This window comes from Rhizobium azibense, from assembly GCF_004342325.1.
Taxonomy (GTDB): domain Bacteria; phylum Pseudomonadota; class Alphaproteobacteria; order Rhizobiales; family Rhizobiaceae; genus Rhizobium; species Rhizobium etli_B.
In genome coordinates this window covers 803,251-821,659 of the sequence record NZ_SMBJ01000001.1, presented here as the reverse complement: position 1 = coordinate 821,659, position 18,409 = coordinate 803,251, and the positions used below count along the sequence as shown (strand labels likewise).

Genomic DNA, 18,409 nt, shown 5'->3' with positions numbered 1-18,409 from the left:
AGGATTGGCAAGCTTCCGTTTTTGCGGGATTTTCATCCTAATCGGCCAGGATCGAGGATCTTGACGCGGCATGGCCATGTCGGGGCATCGAGCCGGGTCCCCGACAAGGAGGGTGGTCCTGGCTCCTACTTCATTGCGGAACTGTCCTCCTTTTCAAGAGCGATATAAGCCGCTGCCGTCCATGAGAATCCGAGCCCACCGCATCCTTCGCCGGTTGTCGGATCGAAATATTCGGCAAAGCCTTCGGTCTCGATCGCGCTGATCGTCGATTGGCGCAGTTCCTCTGCAAGTCCTGCGTGGCCGTTGCGGTATAATCCCTTGATCAGGAGCCAGTTGATGATCGCCCAGGCCGGACCGCGCCAATAGCGCTTAGCCTCGAAACTCGCGGAAGTGGGTTCGGTCGTGGGGAAGACGACTTTCATCCCCTTGCACCATCTGCGCATTTCGGCGGCCGCAGCGCCGGCCGTCGCCTCGTCAAGGTCGAGCGCAAGAAGAGGAATGAAGCCGGCCTGCGTGGCTGCCGCGACATCCTCACCGGCCAGCAGATCCCGCGAGACGAAACGCGAAAGACGAGGACGCCACTGCGTCTTCAGGGCCTGCCGGGTGCGCTCGTTCAGCGCTGCAATCTCATCGGATTCGCCTCCGCGCCCGAGGACACCTGCCAGATAATGCAGATCTTCTCCGGCCTTCAGCAGGATCGCGCTGGTCTGGATATCGGCGATCTTGAACGTGGTTTTTTGCCACTGCTGGACCGGGTCCCAGCCACAGGCCGCAAAGCTATCTAGGAGATGGATGAAGCGGCCATAGTCCTCGTCGCGCGGGCGCATTTGCGGGTTTACGTGCCCAATGTCCTTTCGCACGACTGGCGTTTCGGTTGTCGTCGGAACACGCGCCAAGGCAGTGTCCCAGGCGGGCGAGTTGTCGCTGCCGCTTTCCCAGGGATGCAACAGGGCGACGAGACCGGTGCCTTCCGGATCACGAGCGCGGTACCACCACCGGTGCCACTTCAAGGCGACTGCGTAGAGTTTAAGCGTTCGATCGCTTGCGTCAGAGCCGGCGGCGACCGCCGTTTCGTAGATCTTTCGAAGAGCCATCGCGAAGACCGGCGGTTGCGTGATGCCGGAGGTCGGGATGACATGGTTCGTGCGCCAGACGTCAGGGCCGGGGAAATAGCTGTCGCTCGGCTGATGAAACACGATGTGTGGGATCATCCCATCGGCCCATTGTCCCTCGGCCAGACGTTCGAGTTCACGATAGGCGCGATCGATGTCGTAGGTGGCAAACCCCATGGCCACGAAGGCCGAATCCCAGTTCCACTGAAAAGGATAAAGCCGGTCGGTCGGTACCGTGTAGCCGCCGCGGTCATTCGCCGCCAGGATCGCCTTGGCTTCATCGATGTATTTCGTCATGCCATACTCCAGATATTCGTCAGGCAGCGGCCGCCAGGTAGGCCTTGCCGCTATCGGGTGCGAGCCAGGAAATGCGCGCGGGATCAGGTTTCAAGCCGATGACATCGCCGCTTGCGACCTTTTCGGTGGCCGGCAGGATGACGCGAACAGGCTGGTTTTCGATCAATCCCGTCAGAAGAAGATGCGATCCCATCGGTTCGGCGACGCGAACGCGCATTTGAAATCCTTCCGACGCTTGCGCAAGCACCACGGCTTCCCCGCGCAGCCCGAGGATGATTTCGGGTCCGGATTCCGGCGGCACCGGAAAACGCTCGCTGCCCACGATCACGTGCCCGCCGGTCACTGGCATGTGGATGAAATTCATTGGCGGATTGCCGATGAAGCCGCCGACGAACCGCGTGGCGGGGTGGTTGTAGATGTCGACGGGATCGCCAACCTGCTCGATCTCGCCGTCGTGCATGACGGCAATCCGGTCCGAAAGACCCATCGCCTCCGTCTGGTCGTGCGTCACATAAATCGTCGTCGTGCCGGAGGACTGCAGGACCGTCTTGAGTTCGGTTCGCATTTCCAGGCGCAGCAGCGCATCGAGATTGGAAAGCGGCTCATCCATCAACAGGACCTTCGGCTCGACAGCGAGGGCCCGAGCAACGGCAACCCGCTGGCGCTGGCCGCCCGACAGCTTGTTCGGGTAGCGGTCGAGATAGGGCTCGATATGCAGAAGAGCTGCTGCTTTCTGGACCTGCTGGCTGACGCGCGCCTCATCGGCCTTTTGCATCCTGAGGCCGAAGGCGACATTTTCAAACACCGTCATATGTGGGAAGACAGCGTAGTTCTGAAAGACCATGGCAAGGCCGCGGTCCTTCGGCTGAAGCCCGGCCACCGAGCGGTCACCGATCCGAATGTCGCCGGCGCTTTCGGATTCAAGACCGGCGATGATGCGCAGCAGCGTCGTCTTTCCGCAGCCAGAGGGGCCGAGAAGGGAAACGAACTCCCCGTCGTTGACTGTCAGCGAGACCTCCTTCAGCGCTTGGAAGGCTCCGAAGTTCTTCCGGATGCGGTCGATGACGATGTTGGCCATGAAACTGTTCCCGTTACTTGGATGGGTGGATGACCGTCACTTGGATGAAATGCCCCAGATCGCGAAGAGATAGCGCCTGACAGCGAAGATGAAGACCACGGAGGGCAGGATGAGCATGAGGCCGCCCGCAAAGCGGTAATGCATCGGGCTTTCCGCCAGAACGGTCAGCAGATAGGCCGTCAGCGTCCGGTTTCTGACGGTGAGCACGGACGCGGCGAAAACCTCGTTCCAGGAGATGACGAAGGCAAAGACGGCAGTCGCGGCGATACCTGGAAGGGCGAGCGGAGCGACGATCTTGAAGAATGCCTGGATGCGCGAGCAGCCGAAGACCCATGCCGCTTCCTCAAGTTCCCTCGGAACGCCAAGAAAGATGCCTTGCGTCACCAGCACGGCGAAAGGCAGGGCAAGGACGGTATGGACGAGCCCGACGCCCGTTACCGTATCATAAAGGCCGAGACGGATGTAGGAAACGGTCAGCGGCAGCGCAAGAATTGCCAAAGGAAAGGCGCGGGTCAAAAGGACCATGAGCCGGAAGGAATCCTTGCCGTGAAAATTATAGCGTGCGAGCGCATAGCCGGCGGGCGTTCCGAGAAGCAGGGATAGGGCAACCGTGATCGCTGCGGCCCCGAGTGAGTTCAGGAAGGAACCGAGGACGCCTTCCGTCCTCAGAAAAAGCAGGAAGGGCTCGAAGGAAAGGCCTGTCGGCAGACCGGTCTTCGGCCAGAGGTAAACGGCGCTGCGTCCGCCGAAGGCGCCGAGCGCGATTAGATAGATCGGCACCAGCACCCAGGCGCAAAGCGCGCCGATCCCGCTCCAGAGCAGAATGCGGCGGGACGAAACGAAATTTGCGGCGCGGGTCGTGCTCATGGAAGACGCTCCGGATCGACCTTGATGGCCTTTAGGTAGAACATGGTGGCCGCAAGCGAGATGAGCATGATGAGAACCGCGTAGGCTGCAGCAACTCCATAATTCTGGTTCTGGTTCTGCCAATTGTAGGCCTCTCCGACGAGCACCGGGAAATTACGGCCGCCAAGAGCATAGACAACGGCAAAAACCTCGAAGGCCAAGACGGTGCGCAGGATGAGCGCCGACTGCAGCGCCGGCCGGATGAGCGGCAAGGTGATGCGGAAGAAGCGCGTCCACGGGCCTGCGCCGAAGATTTCTGCCGCTTCCCGGTATTCCTTCGGCACCTGGTTGAGACCGGCAACAATGACGACCATGACGATCGCTGTTCCTCGCCATATTTCGGCGGCGGCTATGCCGAGAAAAAGTGCGAACGGCGTCTGGTAGGAAAGCCAGCTCGCCTGCCGTTCGATGATGCCCAGGCCGTAAAGGAAGGAATTGAGATAACCGCTGTTCTGCAGGATCGACAACCAGACGAGACCGGCTGCAAGATCGGAAATGGCGAGCGGAATGGTCCAGATCCACAGGATCGTTTCCCGGCCCGCTGCCACTTTCGCGACCATCGTTCCCATGGCGAGAGCAATGACGATCTGCACCGGCACAACGGCAAGCGTCAGAAGAAACGTGTTTTGTACCGAGCGCGTAAAGTTGAGGTCACCCACCATACGCTGGACATTGGCAAACGAGGGCGTGCCATTGTCGGAGACGGCAAGCCAGATCGTCTGCAAAAGCGGCACGACGAAAAGCAGCGCCAGGAACGCCACCGAGGGCAAGATCAGCAGATAGGGGATCCAGGTGCGGTTGTTCGGCATTGGCTTTCGCTTTGCGGCTCATCTGGAAGCGGCCCGGGCGCTAGCGCCGGGGCCGAAAGCTCATTCGACAGGGCAGGCTCCGTCGCTTTTGGTGTCGGGCGCCCAGCACGGGGCCTTGGTATCGGACATCAGCTTTGCAAGCGTTGCGCCCTGCGCCTTCAGGACGTCGCCGACGGCTTCGTTTTGGAGGATGATCCGCTGGAAGCTGTCCATATAGACCTTGTTGAACTCGCCCCCCTTGTCGCCAAGGCCGACGGGAAGTAGCGAAATCAGCGCGTCCGGCGCGGCCTGGGTTGCGTTGACGGCAGCCGCGAGCAGACCTACACCGGGATCGATGTCGGAGGGCAGCTTGGCGTCAAGTGTCGGAAAGAACCCCACCTTCTGCGCTGTCAGCAATTGCGTGTCGAGGGTGGTCAGGTGTTCGATGACGGCGATCGCGCCTGCCTTGTCTGGGGCTCCCTTCGGAACGGCGAGGCCCGCGACAACGGGCATGTAACCGCGGCCTTTAGGCCCGGCCGGAGCAGGGAAGACGACATACTGATCGGGCTCGGAGGAGATCGCCTCCTTGAGGCGGGCAACGTGATCCCAGGCGACCATGACCTCGCCGGCAAGCAGAGGCTCCTGCATGAAGTCGTAGTTCGTGGAGTTCGGATTGACCACCGACCAGAGCTCCTTCAGCTTCTCCCAGCCGGCCGCAGCGTCAGCACTTTTAAACGGCCGTACGACGCCGCCTGTGAAGGAGGGATAGAAGTAGCCCTGGAAGAAGCGGGACATCAGTCCCTTTGGCCCGGCAGGAAAGCCGATCTGCGGCTGGCCGGTCGCTTCCTGCATCTTCTTTCCCCATTCAGTCAGTTGATCGTAGGTGAGCTTGTTCACATCCGCGCCTTGGGGAAGATATTGCAGGGCTTCCTTCCTGGCGGCCATGACATAGGTCGCCTGCATCCAGGGGATATATTGCTGGCTGGACTTGCCAAGCTTGCCGAGATCAAGCAGAGGTTGCGGCATGCCTTTGGATGCGAGCGTCTTGGCGATGTCGTCGAGGGGCTCAAGGCCGTCGTTGTCGGCAAGCGGCGACAGCTCGCCGTGCAAAGCGCCGACAAGGCTGATCGTGTGCGTTCCAGCCTGGCGCTCGGCCTCCATGCGAACCGCAAATTGCGGCGGCTCCTCGACCACGTAGTCGACCGGGTTCTGGACGCCCTTGAGCAGTTCTTCGCGAACCACGGTCGCTTCTGCGATCGGGCGAAGTTGCGTTGACAGGAACACCGTGTCGGCAAGCACCGGCGTTACGGCCAGAAAGACGGTCGATGCCAGAATTCCAAGTGACGCTAGACGTTTCATTTTCTCCTCCTCTTTGGTTCTTCTCTATGCATTTGGCGGTGCCCGCCGGTGGCTCTCGCGGTCGACGAATTCGATCGGGTGCAGTTCCTGAAGTTCTTCCGAAGGCTCGCCGGCAATGGCGCGAAGCAGCAGCGAGGCAAAGCTGCGGCCAAGATTGTCGCCCGCCATGCGCATCGTGGAAAGCGGTGGGCTGGTATAGGCAGCGGTTGGTAGATCGTCATGGCCGACGATGCTGATCGTCTCGCCGCCGTCAATTTCACGAAGCGCCCGCAGGGCCCCAATCGCCATTTCGTCTGTCGCGCAGACGATGGCAGTTGGTCGACGCGGATGACGCAGTAATTCCAGCGCCGCCAGGTATCCACCCTGCTCGGTCGGCGCACCTTCGGCACAAAGTTCGCTCGAAAGGCCACTTTCTTCCATGGCTGCCTGCCAGCCCATGCAGCGGACGTGGGCAAAATAATAGTCCTGGGGACCGGCAATATGAGCGATCCGACGATGACCGTCGGCATGAAAGCGAAGGCTTGCCGCCTGAAACCCAGCAAAGCCGTCGCCGTCGAGATAGGGATGCGGCACCACCGACTCGGTCCGGCCGTTGGTGACGAACGGAATGCCTCGCGCCTGAAGGAACTCCACCCGCTCGTCCCTGCGTTTCGTGCGCACGAGCAGCATCGCATCGACCCTTTGCCCGTCGACGAAGCGGCGGCACATGTCGAGCTCGCTCTCGCCGCGCGGCACAGGGGCAATCACAAGGTTGAGGCCGGCGGTCGCAAGATGTTCTGCGCAGCCCGAGAGCATATCGAGAAAATGCGGCGGACCGATCTGGCCCGGATCGCTCGGCAGTGTCACGGCGACAAGTTCGGCGCGCTGTTTGCGAAGGCGTCGTGCAGAAGCATTGGGGCGATAACCGGTGAGCGCTGCTGCTTGCCGCACGCGCTCTCGGGTTGCCGGCGAGACGTCCGCATAGCCGTCGAGCGCGCGCGAAACCGTCGTGATCGAAAGGCCGAGCGACTGGGCCAACTGCTTCAGATTGGACAACCCTGTACCTCCCAGACATGTGTTCAATATGAACCAAAACGTTTTGGGTATCAAGCCAAAACGTTTTGGAAAACGGCGACTGGCAGTGCTGAGTGGGCCGGCAAGTTCGTGGACTCATCGATCAAACGGATGGGGACCGAGGCGCATTGCCTGCCGCGGCCAAGCAGACATGGAAAACCCGGACGCAGGTGTCGATGAAGAGGTTGATGTCGAGGAAAATGCTCGCTTTCCCGCTCCGCAAGCGGCTTGCTACCCCTTTGCAAATCTCCGGGCCGCACCTTTAGGACGGTGCTAGGAAGCTGCACATCCGGCCAATCGCTCGGCATTTGCAACAAACGCTCCAGGTCGACGTTAGGTGTATTAAAGTCAACTCTGAGGCGACCATGGTCTACAAGCGGTACGGTTTAGAGGAGAATTCTGACGGCACGTGGCATGTCATCGACTACCACGAGGGAAGAACGGCAGAGATGCACGGGACGATTCTCAATCGGTTGCCTCATGACGTCGCGACTGACCTGATGATCATCCTTAATGCAGAAGAAAAAAGAAGGGCCGAGGCCGGGCAACAGCACCCAAAGACGCACCTCATGGCAAGTGGGCGCTATAGCCGTCGCAAGAACCTCAACAACTATTGGGCGGTTGTCGATGCAGTGACCGGCCAGGCGGTCGTAATCGATGGAGTGGTCATGGATATGCTCACCGAAGAGGATGCCGAAGAATTGGTCGAGCGTCTGAACCTCAAGGATGAAGAAGGCAAACCCTTTAGTCGTCCCTGATATTGCCGCTGAACAGCCAACATGAAAGCCCAGAGGGGAACCTTACGGCGCTAGTTCAGGACCTAATAACTCCCATTGATGCCGCGGTTGATGACCGGCGAGTCGTCAGTGGCATCGTCTATGTGATCCGCAATTGACTGCAGTGGAAGGACTCGCCGACCGGCTACGGTCCGCATAAGACGCTCTATAACCGCTTCATCCGCTGGAGCCGGATGGTGTTCGACCGCATCTTCGCCGGGCTCGCCGGCAAAGGTCTGAGACCCGAGGCGTATCATGATCGACGCGACGCATCTGAGGGCCAACCGCACCGCGGAGAGCCCCTTAAAAAACGATCTTCCCTATCCGTATGGGGTGAACGGTCTGAACTCGAAGCTTCACATCGTTTGTGACGGCGAAAGGCAGGGCCGAGCATCCTGCTCCTGTGGGAAGGCCAGATGAGCGACCACAAGGGCGTCGGTATCGTGCTCGGCGCGCTCCCACCGGCCTCTCAGCCGATCGCCGATCGCGGCAAGGACAGCGCCTGGTTCCGAGAGGAACTCGAAGCCAGGGGCATCGAAGCGTGCATCCCGTCGAGCCGAAGCCGGAAAAGTTCCATACGCCTACGACACCGCCCTCTATCGTCAACGCTACAAGGTCGAGAACCTGTTTGCAAAGCTCAAGGACTGGCAGCGCATCGCCACCCCCTACGACACATGCGCCCACACCTTCTTCTCGGCCATCTGCATCGCAGCCGCCGTCATCTTCTGGCTCTGATCAATGAGCCCTGAGCCTAAACCTTGCCCAGATGCTTCGGCCAGAATTCCTGGTGGACTTCGGCGGCTTCGCCTTCGAGGTTCGTCGGGCCAACCACGGTGACGGCACGCGCACCGGTCTGCAACACCGCCCGGCTAGGCACGTTCAACCCGATCCCAGCAATCTCGCCAAGCCGCGTTTCGGAGCACGCAAACACCATCCGCCCGATACCCGACCAGTAGATCGCCCCGGAGCACATCGCGCACGGCTCAGTGCTGGTGTAGAGCGTGCAGTCAGCGAGAAAAGCAGGGTCGTAATGCTGCGCCGCCTGTTTAACCAGGTTCATCTCGGCGTGATTTGTCATATCGTGGCCGGTGAAGACGCTATTTTCGGCGCGTAAGATGACTTCGCCGTCCTTTACCAGTACCGAGCCAAACGGTTCGTGATTTTCCATGAGAACCCCCAAGGCTAGAGCGGGATGATCTTCCCTCGGATCGAAGGGATTTCCAAGGATTGCAAATCAGATTGAAGATCGGTGATCTGCATCGCTGCAACCGTCATCTTCTGGTTTCAAGCAGTGAGTCCTGAGCTTTACTCAAAAATGGCAGGCAAGCCGCCCCGTTTGAATTGCCGAGAAAGACGTCCTGCTTCAGCGTGATTAAAAGCTGCCTGTGGCGACGAGTGGAACAAGCTGGTCGTTCGGATGTTCGTCATTTTCAAACATCAGGATTCTGCCGCCATGCGAGTTTTTTCCGCCATCGCCCTAACTTGTGCCACCTGTCTTTTTTCGAACGCGTCCGCTTCTGAAGAAGACTTCTTGAAGTCGATCGAAGGGCAGTGGACGGGCGGTGGAGCGGTCCTGACAAAGCTCGGCGGAAGCAAGGTTGATGTCTCGTGCAAAATGCAATCCGATGCCAATTTGTCCAGCTTCTCGATGAACGGCTCGTGCCGAGCATTCGCCGTTGTCACGCGCAGCTTTACCGCCAAAGTCAAGGCGTCTGGAGAAGCATATTCCGGTATTTATGTCGGAGCGTCTGGCAAACCGTCCAAACTCGTGGGCAGCCGAGACGGGAATACGATTAAACTGGATGTTACCTGGGCCAACAAGATCTATGGGGATCGCCAAGCGAAGATGACGATCGAGAAGGTGGGCGAGGACGGTCTTCGAATTCGAACGATCGACCGAGATCCGGCATCTGGGAAGTCGATTGTCACCACTCAACTGGAATTGCGGCGACGTTGAGCCTCCACCTTTGCCGAGAGACACTGTGACGGCTGGTGTCGTTTCTTGGCCGTCTAAAGTGAGCAGCGCGGGGTCATTGGTCCAAGCTCCACACTGCCGGCCGGCGTATGGATCTACAGCAGGCAAATCCAAGACGGGCCGGGCATAGTATCAGCCGGCAATCTCGTAAGATGGCGTCAAAGGTCAGCGCTGGTCAGCCGATGCCCTGATGAAATCGATGAATGCACGCAGCGGCGCGGGCACGAGGCGCCGTCCGGAATAATAGAGAAACGGCCCAGTGAAGGCCTGCCACCAGGGTTCGAGGATCGGTTCGAGGGCGCCGCTACTGAAATAGGGCCTGAGCCAGTCCTCGAACAGCCCCACAATGCCGACGCCGGCTATCGCCGCATCAACGGCAAGATCGACGGCTCCGCCAATCCCTACCGTCAAAGGACCTTCCGGATCGACCCGCACGACCTCGCCTTCGCGTTCGAACTCCCACGGCGTCATCATCGCACCGCTCGGAAAGCGACCGCGTAGACAGGCATGGCGCAGCAGGTCGACAGGATGATCGGGGCGCCCATGGCGATCAAGATAAGCCGGAGAAGCAGCGGTGGCGAACCGCTGGACACGAGGTCCGATCGGCACCGCGATCATATCCTGCTCCAGCCGCTCCTCGTAGCGGATACCGGCATCGCATCCGGCCGCCAATACGTCGACGAAGCTTTCCTCGGCGATCACCTCCAGCCGGATCCCAGGATAGGCTGCAAGAAATGGCGGAACGATGTTGGGCAGCACCAGCCGCGCCGCGCTGACCGGCACGTTCAGGCGCAACGAACCCGCAGGCCGCTCGCGAAAGCCGTTCACGACGTCGAGAGCAGACTCCACCTCGCTCAGCGCCGGGCCGAGCCGCTCCAGCAGGCCATGACCAGCTTCGGTCAACACGACGCTGCGTGTCGTTCGGTTGAGCAGCCTGACGCCGAGCCGCGCCTCAAGGCGGCGGACCGCCTCGCTCAAGCCCGACGCGCTTGCTTTGCCTGCGCGCGCTGCGTCGCGAAAGCCCTTGGCGCGCGCCACCGCCACGAAAGCACTCAGATCGCCTAGATCGACACTCACTGTTCGCCTCTCCGTACAGCCTGTGCGGATTGTATCCGGTTATCGCACGGATGACCAACGACTATCTAAGCCCTGTCAGAAAGGGGAAGAAACATGACCAGTACCGAAAACCAATCCGAAACCTACGTCCTCGGCGACCGCACCGTGCGGCGCATCGGCTATGGCGCCATGCAACTTGCAGGGCCTGGCGTGTTCGGTCCGCCCAAAAATCGTGACGCGGCATTGGCCGTGTTGCGCGAGGCGGTCGAGCGCGGGGTCAATCACATCGATACCAGCGACTTTTACGGTCCACACGTGACCAACCAGCTGATCCGCGAAGCACTCGCGCCCTATGGCGACGATCTCGTCATCGTCACCAAGATCGGCGCTCGGCGCGGCGAGAATGGATCATGGCTCCCGGCCCTGTCGCCGCAAGAACTGACCCAGGCCGTGCATGACAATTTGCGAAACCTCGGGCTCGACACGCTGGATGTCGTCAACCTTCGAATCATGTTCGATCCCCATGGCCCGGCCGAGGGATCAATCGAGGCGCCGCTCAGCGCCTTGGCAGAACTCCAGCGGCAGGGCCTGGTGCGACATATAGGACTTAGCAACGTCACCGTCAGTCAAGTCGTAGAAGGGCGCCGGATCGCCAAAGTCGTTTGCGTGCAGAACCAATACAATCTAGCGCATCGGAGGGACGAGGCGCTGATTGACAATCTTGCCGGCGACGGCATCGCCTATGTGCCGTTTTTTCCGCTCGGCGGGTTCAATCGGCTGCAGTCGTCTATCTTGTCCGACGCCGCTCAACGCCTCGGCGCCACGCCATTGCAGGTGGCTCTGGCCTGGCTTCTTCGTCGGGCACCGAACCTCCTACTGATTCCTGGTACCTCTTCGGTTGCGCATCTGCGAGAGAACCTCGCGGTGGCGGAACTCGATCTGCCGAATGATGCGCTTGATGCACTCAACGGCATTGCACCCAGTTCTTTCTGAAGAGCCGGCGATTGACTTGTTTCGCAAGCGCGGTGCAGCCGACGGCAATCGGGTAGAAAGCTGACAGCGCAATCGGAAAACGGCCGTTTCCATTTCAAAACTGATCTCATGCGCTCACCGAATTGCGTTCGAGGCAACACCGCCGACCTCACGCCGTCACGCCGTCGACACGGGAGGTAATTGAAGTAATCACCATATGTCAGTGAGGAAGGAGCGCGTCAGTCCGGCTCCACTGGCCGGATCGTATCGACCGAGACGTCGCCATCAAGGATGCCGCGCGCGACGTCGGTACGATCACGGTCGATCTCGATTACGGTGTAAAGCTTGTCGTCCCGAAAAGCGCTCGCATTCGCTGTCGTCACGTCTTCTGCGGGCGCTGCATCGACCTCCATGAAGTCCAGCTCTCGACTGGCCGCCATGATCCGTGCATCGCCTGGCGTCCTCGCCGCCACTACGACAACTCCATGTCCTGGAGAGTTGGCCCATCTTGGATCATTTGGCGCGGCGATCGGCTCGAGACGGTAGATGTTGAGTGGCTCGTCTGCGCTGCCGGGCGCGCTCTGCGCGGCCGCGTCAGCAATTTGCGCCTGGCTTTCGACCGAGCGACCAAACGTGGTCGGGCTGATTGCAGTGTTGATCTCGTCGGTACCTGTCTTCGAAATGTTCGACATTGCGTCCTCCATGACTGAGAACAACGATCGCGGCACCCAACAGTTCCGCACTCCCGAACTCGCAGAACCGGGCCGGCAGAGCGCTCAAGGTGATCCTTAGCTCCCAGGCAAGACCACGTATGCAAAGGCAATAGGAGCGTGCAGGTCCCCGGCCCATGAGCGTCTATTGGCCCACTTAAGATGGCGCTTTCAAATGGACCGCCCGAGGTCTGGCTACGGGGCTAATGTTCAACGCGTCACGTAGACGTCTTCGTCCCGCAGAACGTGTGTCGTGCCGACGGCGCCGCCGATCCAAGCCGCAATAGCACCTAGGGCTAGTGCGATGAATGCCAGGATCGCTCCCGCCGAGAACGCTGTCGCTGCGGTTTCAGCGGCCTCGGTCGCCTGCTGCTTCGCCTCAGCAACGGCGTCCTTGTACTGCTGCTCGTACTGAGCGACCTGCTGCTTGGCCTGGTCGACAGGAATGTTCTGAGCTCGGGCGATGGCGTCGGCAGCGCGATTGCGTGCTTCTTCTGCTTTGGCTTGGTCGCCCGTCAGAACTGCGCGCACGGAGGCGACTGCGGCATCGCGAAGCGCTGCTGGATCGTTGCCGCCACTTGCCTCTCGGATGCTCTGCTCGACGCCGGCCATTGGATCGGTGGCCCTCGCAAGTGCAGGAGCTGCTGTCGTGGCGGCCGTGGCCACTGTGGATCCGGCACTGGAGACGATGCCGCCCAAACCAGAGAAGACGCCACCGACGAGCGCACCCACCGATGTGGTCAAAAGATAGACGACGACCAGCGTCGTGACAGCCCACGACGTGACGCCATGGAGAGATCCCGTTGAACGGAGCGGGCGTCCGGACAACCGGCTGGCAATGTAGCCGCCGGCGAAGGAGGCGATCAGGCCGCTGACCACGAACCAGATTGCCGTACTGACCGAGAGCGTTGTCGCACTGGGATTATCGCTCGAATCCGGATCGATGACGGCAGCGCCGAGACCGGCACCCAGGAGGTTGAGCAGGAGCTGAACCACAAGTGCCACTACGACGCCGGCGAACACGGCGCCCCAGGAGACCTTGTTGACGGCTGCGTTGAGATAGGGGTTATCGTCGCGCGTATGAATGTGCGCCACGGAAGAAGCGGGTTCGGTCATAGGAGTCTTCCTTTTTTCACGAGTTCGTGAAGTGGCAATCAAACTCTCAGATGTGCCCATTGTTCCAGTTGGCTGAACGTCATTGGAAAAGAGTGGATGCCAATCCCGCGTCCTTTGCTTGCAGCATCCGATAGGTTCGAACCGCACCGGTGCTTCCTTCAACCCTCTCCAACAAAAAGAACCGGCGGAGACCGCTCTGTCTTGTTCGCCCGAATGCGCACGGTGCCGTCTTTAAGCACCACCGTCATGACACTTGCCCTCAGAACGATCTTTCCGTTCGACCGCTTGTCCAACACGGCCTTGAGAAGGCGCGGATGAAACTTGTCGATGGAGCAGGGATTTCGAAGACCAGTTATCTCCAGCTCGACCTTCGCCCGGAATTCGACAACAGCTTGGCGCAGAGCAACCGATCTGCAACCTCCAAACATTGTCCTCTGGTTGTCGAAAAGCCGAGCACGCTGGTGCCGCCGTCGATGACGACGACAGGTTCGTCGGGGGCTCGCCGATCTTCTTTATTTCACGATGGTTCTTATCGTCGCCATGGCTTCGAGTGTGCGATGGACCGGGCATTTGTCGGCAATTTCAGCAATCTTGCCGCGAAGCTTCTCGGAGACCTCGCCTTCGATGGAAATGACGCGCTCGAAACGATCAATCCTGCCGCTACCGCTGCGTTCCGCTTCGGTGCAGTCCGCGCAGTCGTTGACATGAATCTTGGCATGCGAGACGTCAACGCCGATGCGCCCGAGCGGTAGCTTTTTGTGATCGGCATAGATGCGCAGCGTCATCGAGGTGCAGGCGCCAAGTGCCATCGACAGGAAATCATAGGGCGACGGCCCGGAATCGAGCCCACCCAGACTTTCCGGTTCATCTGCGAAAAGCCGGTGGCTGCCCGCCTGAACCGAATTCTGAAACTTGCCTTCGCCCGTTTCCGTCACGCGGACATCTTCGATTACGCCGGTGCCCTGCGGCGTGTCGGCAGCAAGATAACGCGTCAGCCATCCCGATATAACTCGTCCGGCGAAGGTTGCGTCCTCAGGGTCGGTGAGCAGGTGATCGGCCGTGTCCAGTGAGATGAAGCTCTTGGGATGTCTGGCCGAAAGGAAGATTTCGTTGGCGTTTTCTATTCCGACCGTCCCATCCAGCGGCGCGTGAAGGATGAGGAGCGGCTTTTTCAGACTCGCAACCGCATCCTTGAGACGGTGTGCTCGCGCATCCTCGACAAATTGCTTTTTGAGAAGGAACTTTCGCCCGGCGAGATCGACTTCGGCCGCACCACTTTTTTCGATTGCCTCGAGGCTCGTCCCGAGATTCTTCAACACGTGACCAACATCGGCTGGCGCACCGATCGTGGCAACGGCGCGCACTTCAGGTATGTTCCTGGCGACGGCCAGCACCGCTGCGCCACCGAGCGAGTGGCCAATCAGCACAGACGGTGCCCGATAGTGCTTTCGGAGATAGTCGGCCGCCGCAAGCAAGTCGGCAACATTGGAGGAGAAATTTGTCGAGGCAAATTCGCCTTCGCTCGATCCCAAACCGGTGAAATCAAAACGCATGACAGCGATTCCTTCGCGCGCAAGCTCCGCTGCGATGCGGCGAGCTGCGGCCAAATCCTTGGAGCAGGTGAAGCAATGCGCAAAAAGTGCGTAAGCGCGTAATGGCCCGTTCGGCATGTCGAGGCGGGCAGCTAAAGTGGCGCCAGAATGACCGACAAATTGAAGCCGTTGCGTGTTGAAGGCCATAGGATTGCTCCGTCGCTGTGGGAAAATGAGCATTTTACATTAGCGATGGAGACCGACTACCTCGATGTTCGCTCAGAGCCCCATCTTAGCCTGGATGTTTGTGTCAGCGCCGCGCCGGCACTGCCGGCGCACCTTGGTAGCGGCGTCCAGATTGCACAAAAAAGTTCCTGCTATGCGCCGGCGGATCGGCCGGATTCTTCAGGATTTCGAATGACCGCCAATCTGTGCGTCCAGGCGACAGACGGTCGCCTATTCGGCCGCCGCGCGCACCGGCAGCACCCAGTTGGGGCGCGGGAAATGGCAGGTGTAGCCATTTGGATAGTGCTGCAGGTAATCCTGGTGCTCCGGCTCCGCCTGCCAGAAGTCTCCGACAGGCTCCACTTCGGTGACAACCTTGCCCGGCCACAGGCCTGAAGCCTCGACGTCTGCGATGGTGTCCTCGGCTATCCGCTTCTGCTCGTCGTCAGCGTAGTAGATCGCCGACCGATACGAGGCGCCGACATCGTTGCCCTGCCGGTTTCTTGTCGTCGGATCATGGATCTGAAAGAAAAACTCCAGAATCCGCCTGTAGCTGATCGCCTCGGGATCGAAGATGATCTCGATGCCTTCGGCGTGGGTACCGTGATTTCGGTAGGTCGCGTTCGGCACATCGCCGCCGGTATAGCCCACGCGGGTCTGAATGACCCCGGGAAGCTTGCGGATCAAGTCCTGCATGCCCCAGAAGCAACCACCAGCCAAAACAGCTCTCTCGGTCATTTAGATATCCTCCACCTGGTTGAGATATGCACCATAGCCCGCTGCCTCCATTTCGTCGCGCGCAATGAAGCGCAGGGCGGCGGAATTGATGCAGTAACGCAGGCCACCGCGATCCTCGGGGCCGTCGGGAAACACATGGCCGAGGTGACTGTCGCCATGTATCGAACGCACCTCGGTGCGGATCATACCATGCGAGTCATCCCGCAACTCGTTGACATTTGCCGCTACGATCGGCTTAGTGAAGCTCGGCCAGCCGCAGCCGGAATCGAACTTGTCGGCCGAGGCAAACAGCGGTTCGCCGGAGACGATGTCGACATAGATGCCTGGCCTTTTGTTGTCATTATATTCCCCGGTGAAGGGGCGTTCGGTGCCGTTCTGCTGGGTCACCCGATACTGTTCGGGTGTGAGCCTGCTGACCGCTTCGTCGGTCTTTGTATAGGTCATTGCCCTGTCTCCGTTCTGGATCAGAATATGGCGAGGCCCAAGGGGGATTTTCAATATCAAGTGGGCATAGATTCCACAGCCGCGCGATGCGCCGGTTTTTTACGCCCCGTTGATACATTTCGGCGCGAGAATTTAAGGATCAGCCTGTCGTGCAGGCCAGCGCGATGGCGTCTGCGACCTCGCTGCACCGATCAGAAAGATTGCCCGTTGCGACCCTGATATGATTGCTGGGCAGGATCGAGAACTTAGCGCCGGGGTGCACTGCGATCCCTCTCGCCGCCAAGGTGACCATCGCAAAGGGCTCCGACGAAACCGGAACCCAGGCGCAGAGGCCTTCTCCGTCGTCCAACTCGACGTGGCGCTCGCGCAGCGCATTCGTCAGTTCATCGTGGCGCTGCTGATAGATATTGCGTGCGCGGGCAAGAATTTCGTCGGTTCTAGGATCGCGTAGCAGCCACGCCGCTGCCGATTGCAGAATCCGGCTGGTCCAGCCGGCGCTGAAACTCCGATAGGATTGAATCTGCTCGACGATCGCCCGGGAACTCGACAGCACGGCAAGACGCAGGTCCGGACCCAGCGTCTTCGAATAGGAAAGGATGTGTATGACGCGGTCAGGATAGCGCCCTCCCAAGGAATGCTTGGTTGCGACGGAAATATCGGCCACGCCATCATCTTCGATGATCAGCGTATCGCTCCCCGCCAAAACATTTCCCAGAGCTTCCAGGCGTGCCTTGCTGACGCTTTGGCCGGTCACGGAGTGAAGCCGCGGCTGAAACAGAAATGCTACAGGGCGATATTTCATGGCCGCTTCGAGCGCCGACGGCAGGGGACCGTGCTTGTCGCACTGAACTGGCAGGATACGCACACCCAGATCCTCCAGGATGTCGAGAAGGCGCATGGCCGTCGGATTTTCGATTGCGACTGAAGCGCCAGGCATCACCAATGCATGCAACAGCGTATAGACGGCGTTGTAGCCGCCGTTTGTTGCAAGGAAGGCCTCCGGCTCGTAGGGCCAGTCGCGCCGCACGGCCGCTTCGAGCTCCGGCAGTATATGGCTGCGTTCGTAGCTGTTGAGGCTTTCCGCCGAGGCGCCGTATGTCAGAGCGTCTGCTAGGGGCGGTAGCAGGCCTACATCGGGGACCGCCGCCGTAAGGTCGAGCACACCCTCGCCGTAGTTGCCGGAGCTCGCAAGCCTCTCTGGCTTCGCAACGAACCGATCGCCGCTGATCCAGGTGCCGTTGCGGCCCCGCCCGCTGATGATCTTCTGGCGGCGCAGTTCGCTCCAGGCCTCAGAAATCGTCGCTGGGCTGACGCCAAGCGCGAAGGCAAGGTCGCGGATCGCAGGCAGCTTGGTTCCGACGGGAAGCGCGCCTGCACGGATTAAGGCGCTGGTTTCCAACGCAATTCCGCGAATGGAGGTATCGCTTAATTTTTCGGCAAACCAATCGGCATTTCGTGTTTCGCTCATATTTGCACCACGATTAAATGTTCAATAACGTAATAACATTTGATCGCAGCAAACTGAACATTTAATTACGAGCGGAAATGTCTTTTTTGAGAGCGAAATGCATGACTGTAACGATAAGGCTGGCCCTGCGCGACTGGGACTACATGACCCCGCTGGTGTTGGGGGAGGTCTCTTCACCCCGTCTCGACGTGCAGATCGAAAGGGTTGGCACGCTCATCTCCCATATCGGAAAGGACGACGCTCCCGACGCGGCGGAAATGTCCTTCAGCCGATATGCCCAGCTTCGCGCCGACGGCGACGAGACTGTGATCGGCATCCCGAACTTCATCATGCGCGGCTTTCGCCATCGCTGCATCATCACGACGAAAGAGAGCCCGATCACGCAACTGCGCCAGCTTGCCGGAAAGCGGATCGGTGTGACGGGATGGCGCGATTCTGGAAACACCTGGACGCGCGCAGCCTTGCGACGTGAAGGTGTCGGCGTCGAGGATGCGATGTGGTTTGCCGGTCGGTTGACGGAAGCCCACCCCATCACCGATCGTCTCGATGGCTTTGGTCGCCCGGGACGCATCGAGGCAGCACCTGGAGAGCGGCCGATGGTCGAACTCCTGAAAGACGGTGGGCTGGATGCGGTTTTCACACCCTTCATGCCCGAGGGATTTTTCGATAAAGATTCGCCGTTCCGCCAGGTGCTTGCAGATTTTCGCCATGCCGAGCGCCGGTATTTCGAGGACGTCGGCTATGTACCGGGAATGCATCTCATCGGCGTCAAGTCGACGGTAGCGGCGCAACACCCATGGCTCC

General features: G+C 59.9%; 17 protein-coding genes. 3 read left to right on the top strand and 14 right to left on the bottom strand.

The window, feature by feature from the left end:
* Positions 1-125: 125 nt before the first annotated feature.
* From EV130_RS03955 to EV130_RS03930, 6 genes are read right to left on the bottom strand one after another with little or no spacing between them, the layout of a single operon-like run.
* A complete protein-coding gene (locus EV130_RS03955) occupies positions 126-1,409 on the bottom strand; it encodes an MGH1-like glycoside hydrolase domain-containing protein (RefSeq protein ID WP_132659334.1) in 1,284 nt (427 codons plus the stop codon).
* Positions 1,410-1,428: 19 nt separating this feature from the next.
* Entirely contained in the window at positions 1,429-2,487 is a 1,059-nt protein-coding gene (locus EV130_RS03950; RefSeq protein WP_132659332.1) for an ABC transporter ATP-binding protein, read from the bottom strand.
* Between the two features lie 36 nt (positions 2,488-2,523).
* Positions 2,524-3,354, bottom strand: coding sequence for a carbohydrate ABC transporter permease (locus EV130_RS03945; RefSeq protein ID WP_074064157.1), 831 nt, complete (start codon positions 3,352-3,354; stop codon positions 2,524-2,526).
* Positions 3,351-4,202: a carbohydrate ABC transporter permease gene (locus EV130_RS03940; protein ID WP_074064156.1), complete on the bottom strand. Its 852-nt coding sequence runs from the start codon at positions 4,200-4,202 to the stop codon at positions 3,351-3,353. The genes EV130_RS03945 and EV130_RS03940 overlap by 4 nt, the downstream gene beginning before the upstream one ends.
* 60 nt (positions 4,203-4,262) lie before the next feature.
* Complete coding sequence (locus EV130_RS03935; protein WP_132659330.1) at positions 4,263-5,540, bottom strand: ABC transporter substrate-binding protein; 1,278 nt, start codon at positions 5,538-5,540, stop codon at positions 4,263-4,265.
* Between the two features lie 24 nt (positions 5,541-5,564).
* On the bottom strand, positions 5,565-6,575 hold the full coding sequence (locus EV130_RS03930; RefSeq protein WP_132659328.1) for a LacI family DNA-binding transcriptional regulator: 1,011 nt from the start codon (positions 6,573-6,575) through the stop codon (positions 5,565-5,567).
* Between the two features lie 383 nt (positions 6,576-6,958).
* On the opposite strand from EV130_RS03930, the gene EV130_RS33965 reads away from it, so the two are divergent.
* The gene (locus EV130_RS33965) at positions 6,959-7,351 is read left to right on the top strand and encodes a hypothetical protein (RefSeq protein ID WP_342635791.1); all 393 of its coding nucleotides are present in this window, start codon (positions 6,959-6,961) and stop codon (positions 7,349-7,351) included.
* A 769-nt stretch (positions 7,352-8,120) separates the two neighbouring features.
* Here EV130_RS33965 and EV130_RS03910 read toward each other — a convergent pair.
* Positions 8,121-8,537 (bottom strand): nucleoside deaminase, encoded by a 417-nt coding sequence (locus EV130_RS03910; RefSeq protein WP_132659326.1) that lies wholly within the window; start codon positions 8,535-8,537, stop codon positions 8,121-8,123.
* Between the two features lie 249 nt (positions 8,538-8,786).
* Between EV130_RS03910 and EV130_RS03905 the strand changes: the two genes are divergently transcribed.
* Positions 8,787-9,326: a hypothetical protein gene (locus EV130_RS03905; RefSeq protein ID WP_342635790.1), complete on the top strand. Its 540-nt coding sequence runs from the start codon at positions 8,787-8,789 to the stop codon at positions 9,324-9,326.
* Between the two features lie 183 nt (positions 9,327-9,509).
* Here EV130_RS03905 and EV130_RS03900 read toward each other — a convergent pair whose 3' ends face one another.
* Positions 9,510-10,421, bottom strand: coding sequence for a LysR family transcriptional regulator (locus EV130_RS03900; protein ID WP_132548946.1), 912 nt, complete (start codon positions 10,419-10,421; stop codon positions 9,510-9,512).
* Between the two features lie 93 nt (positions 10,422-10,514).
* Between EV130_RS03900 and EV130_RS03895 the strand changes: the two genes are divergently transcribed.
* On the top strand, positions 10,515-11,393 hold the full coding sequence (locus EV130_RS03895) for an aldo/keto reductase family oxidoreductase (RefSeq protein ID WP_132659324.1): 879 nt from the start codon (positions 10,515-10,517) through the stop codon (positions 11,391-11,393).
* 218 nt (positions 11,394-11,611) lie between these two features.
* On the opposite strand, the gene EV130_RS03890 is transcribed toward EV130_RS03895, so the two are convergent.
* The 6 genes from EV130_RS03890 to EV130_RS03865 all read right to left on the bottom strand — a co-directional run bounded on the left by EV130_RS03890 (position 11,612) and on the right by EV130_RS03865 (position 17,605).
* Complete coding sequence (locus tag EV130_RS03890; protein WP_074064149.1) at positions 11,612-12,064, bottom strand: hypothetical protein; 453 nt, start codon at positions 12,062-12,064, stop codon at positions 11,612-11,614.
* Positions 12,065-12,292: 228 nt separating this feature from the next.
* On the bottom strand, positions 12,293-13,198 hold the full coding sequence (locus EV130_RS03885; protein ID WP_074064148.1) for a PhnA-like protein: 906 nt from the start codon (positions 13,196-13,198) through the stop codon (positions 12,293-12,295).
* A 512-nt stretch (positions 13,199-13,710) separates the two neighbouring features.
* Positions 13,711-14,937 (bottom strand): bifunctional alpha/beta hydrolase/OsmC family protein, encoded by a 1,227-nt coding sequence (locus EV130_RS03880; protein WP_132659322.1) that lies wholly within the window; start codon positions 14,935-14,937, stop codon positions 13,711-13,713.
* A gap of 249 nt (positions 14,938-15,186) precedes the next feature.
* A complete protein-coding gene (gene msrA, locus EV130_RS03875; protein ID WP_132659320.1) occupies positions 15,187-15,693 on the bottom strand; it encodes a peptide-methionine (S)-S-oxide reductase MsrA in 507 nt (168 codons plus the stop codon).
* Positions 15,694-16,137 (bottom strand): peptide-methionine (R)-S-oxide reductase MsrB, encoded by a 444-nt coding sequence (gene msrB, locus EV130_RS03870; RefSeq protein WP_132658934.1) that lies wholly within the window; start codon positions 16,135-16,137, stop codon positions 15,694-15,696. It lies immediately after the preceding gene.
* Positions 16,138-16,276: 139 nt separating this feature from the next.
* Entirely contained in the window at positions 16,277-17,605 is a 1,329-nt protein-coding gene (locus tag EV130_RS03865; protein WP_132659318.1) for an aminotransferase-like domain-containing protein, read from the bottom strand.
* Positions 17,606-18,409 lie beyond the last annotated feature (804 nt).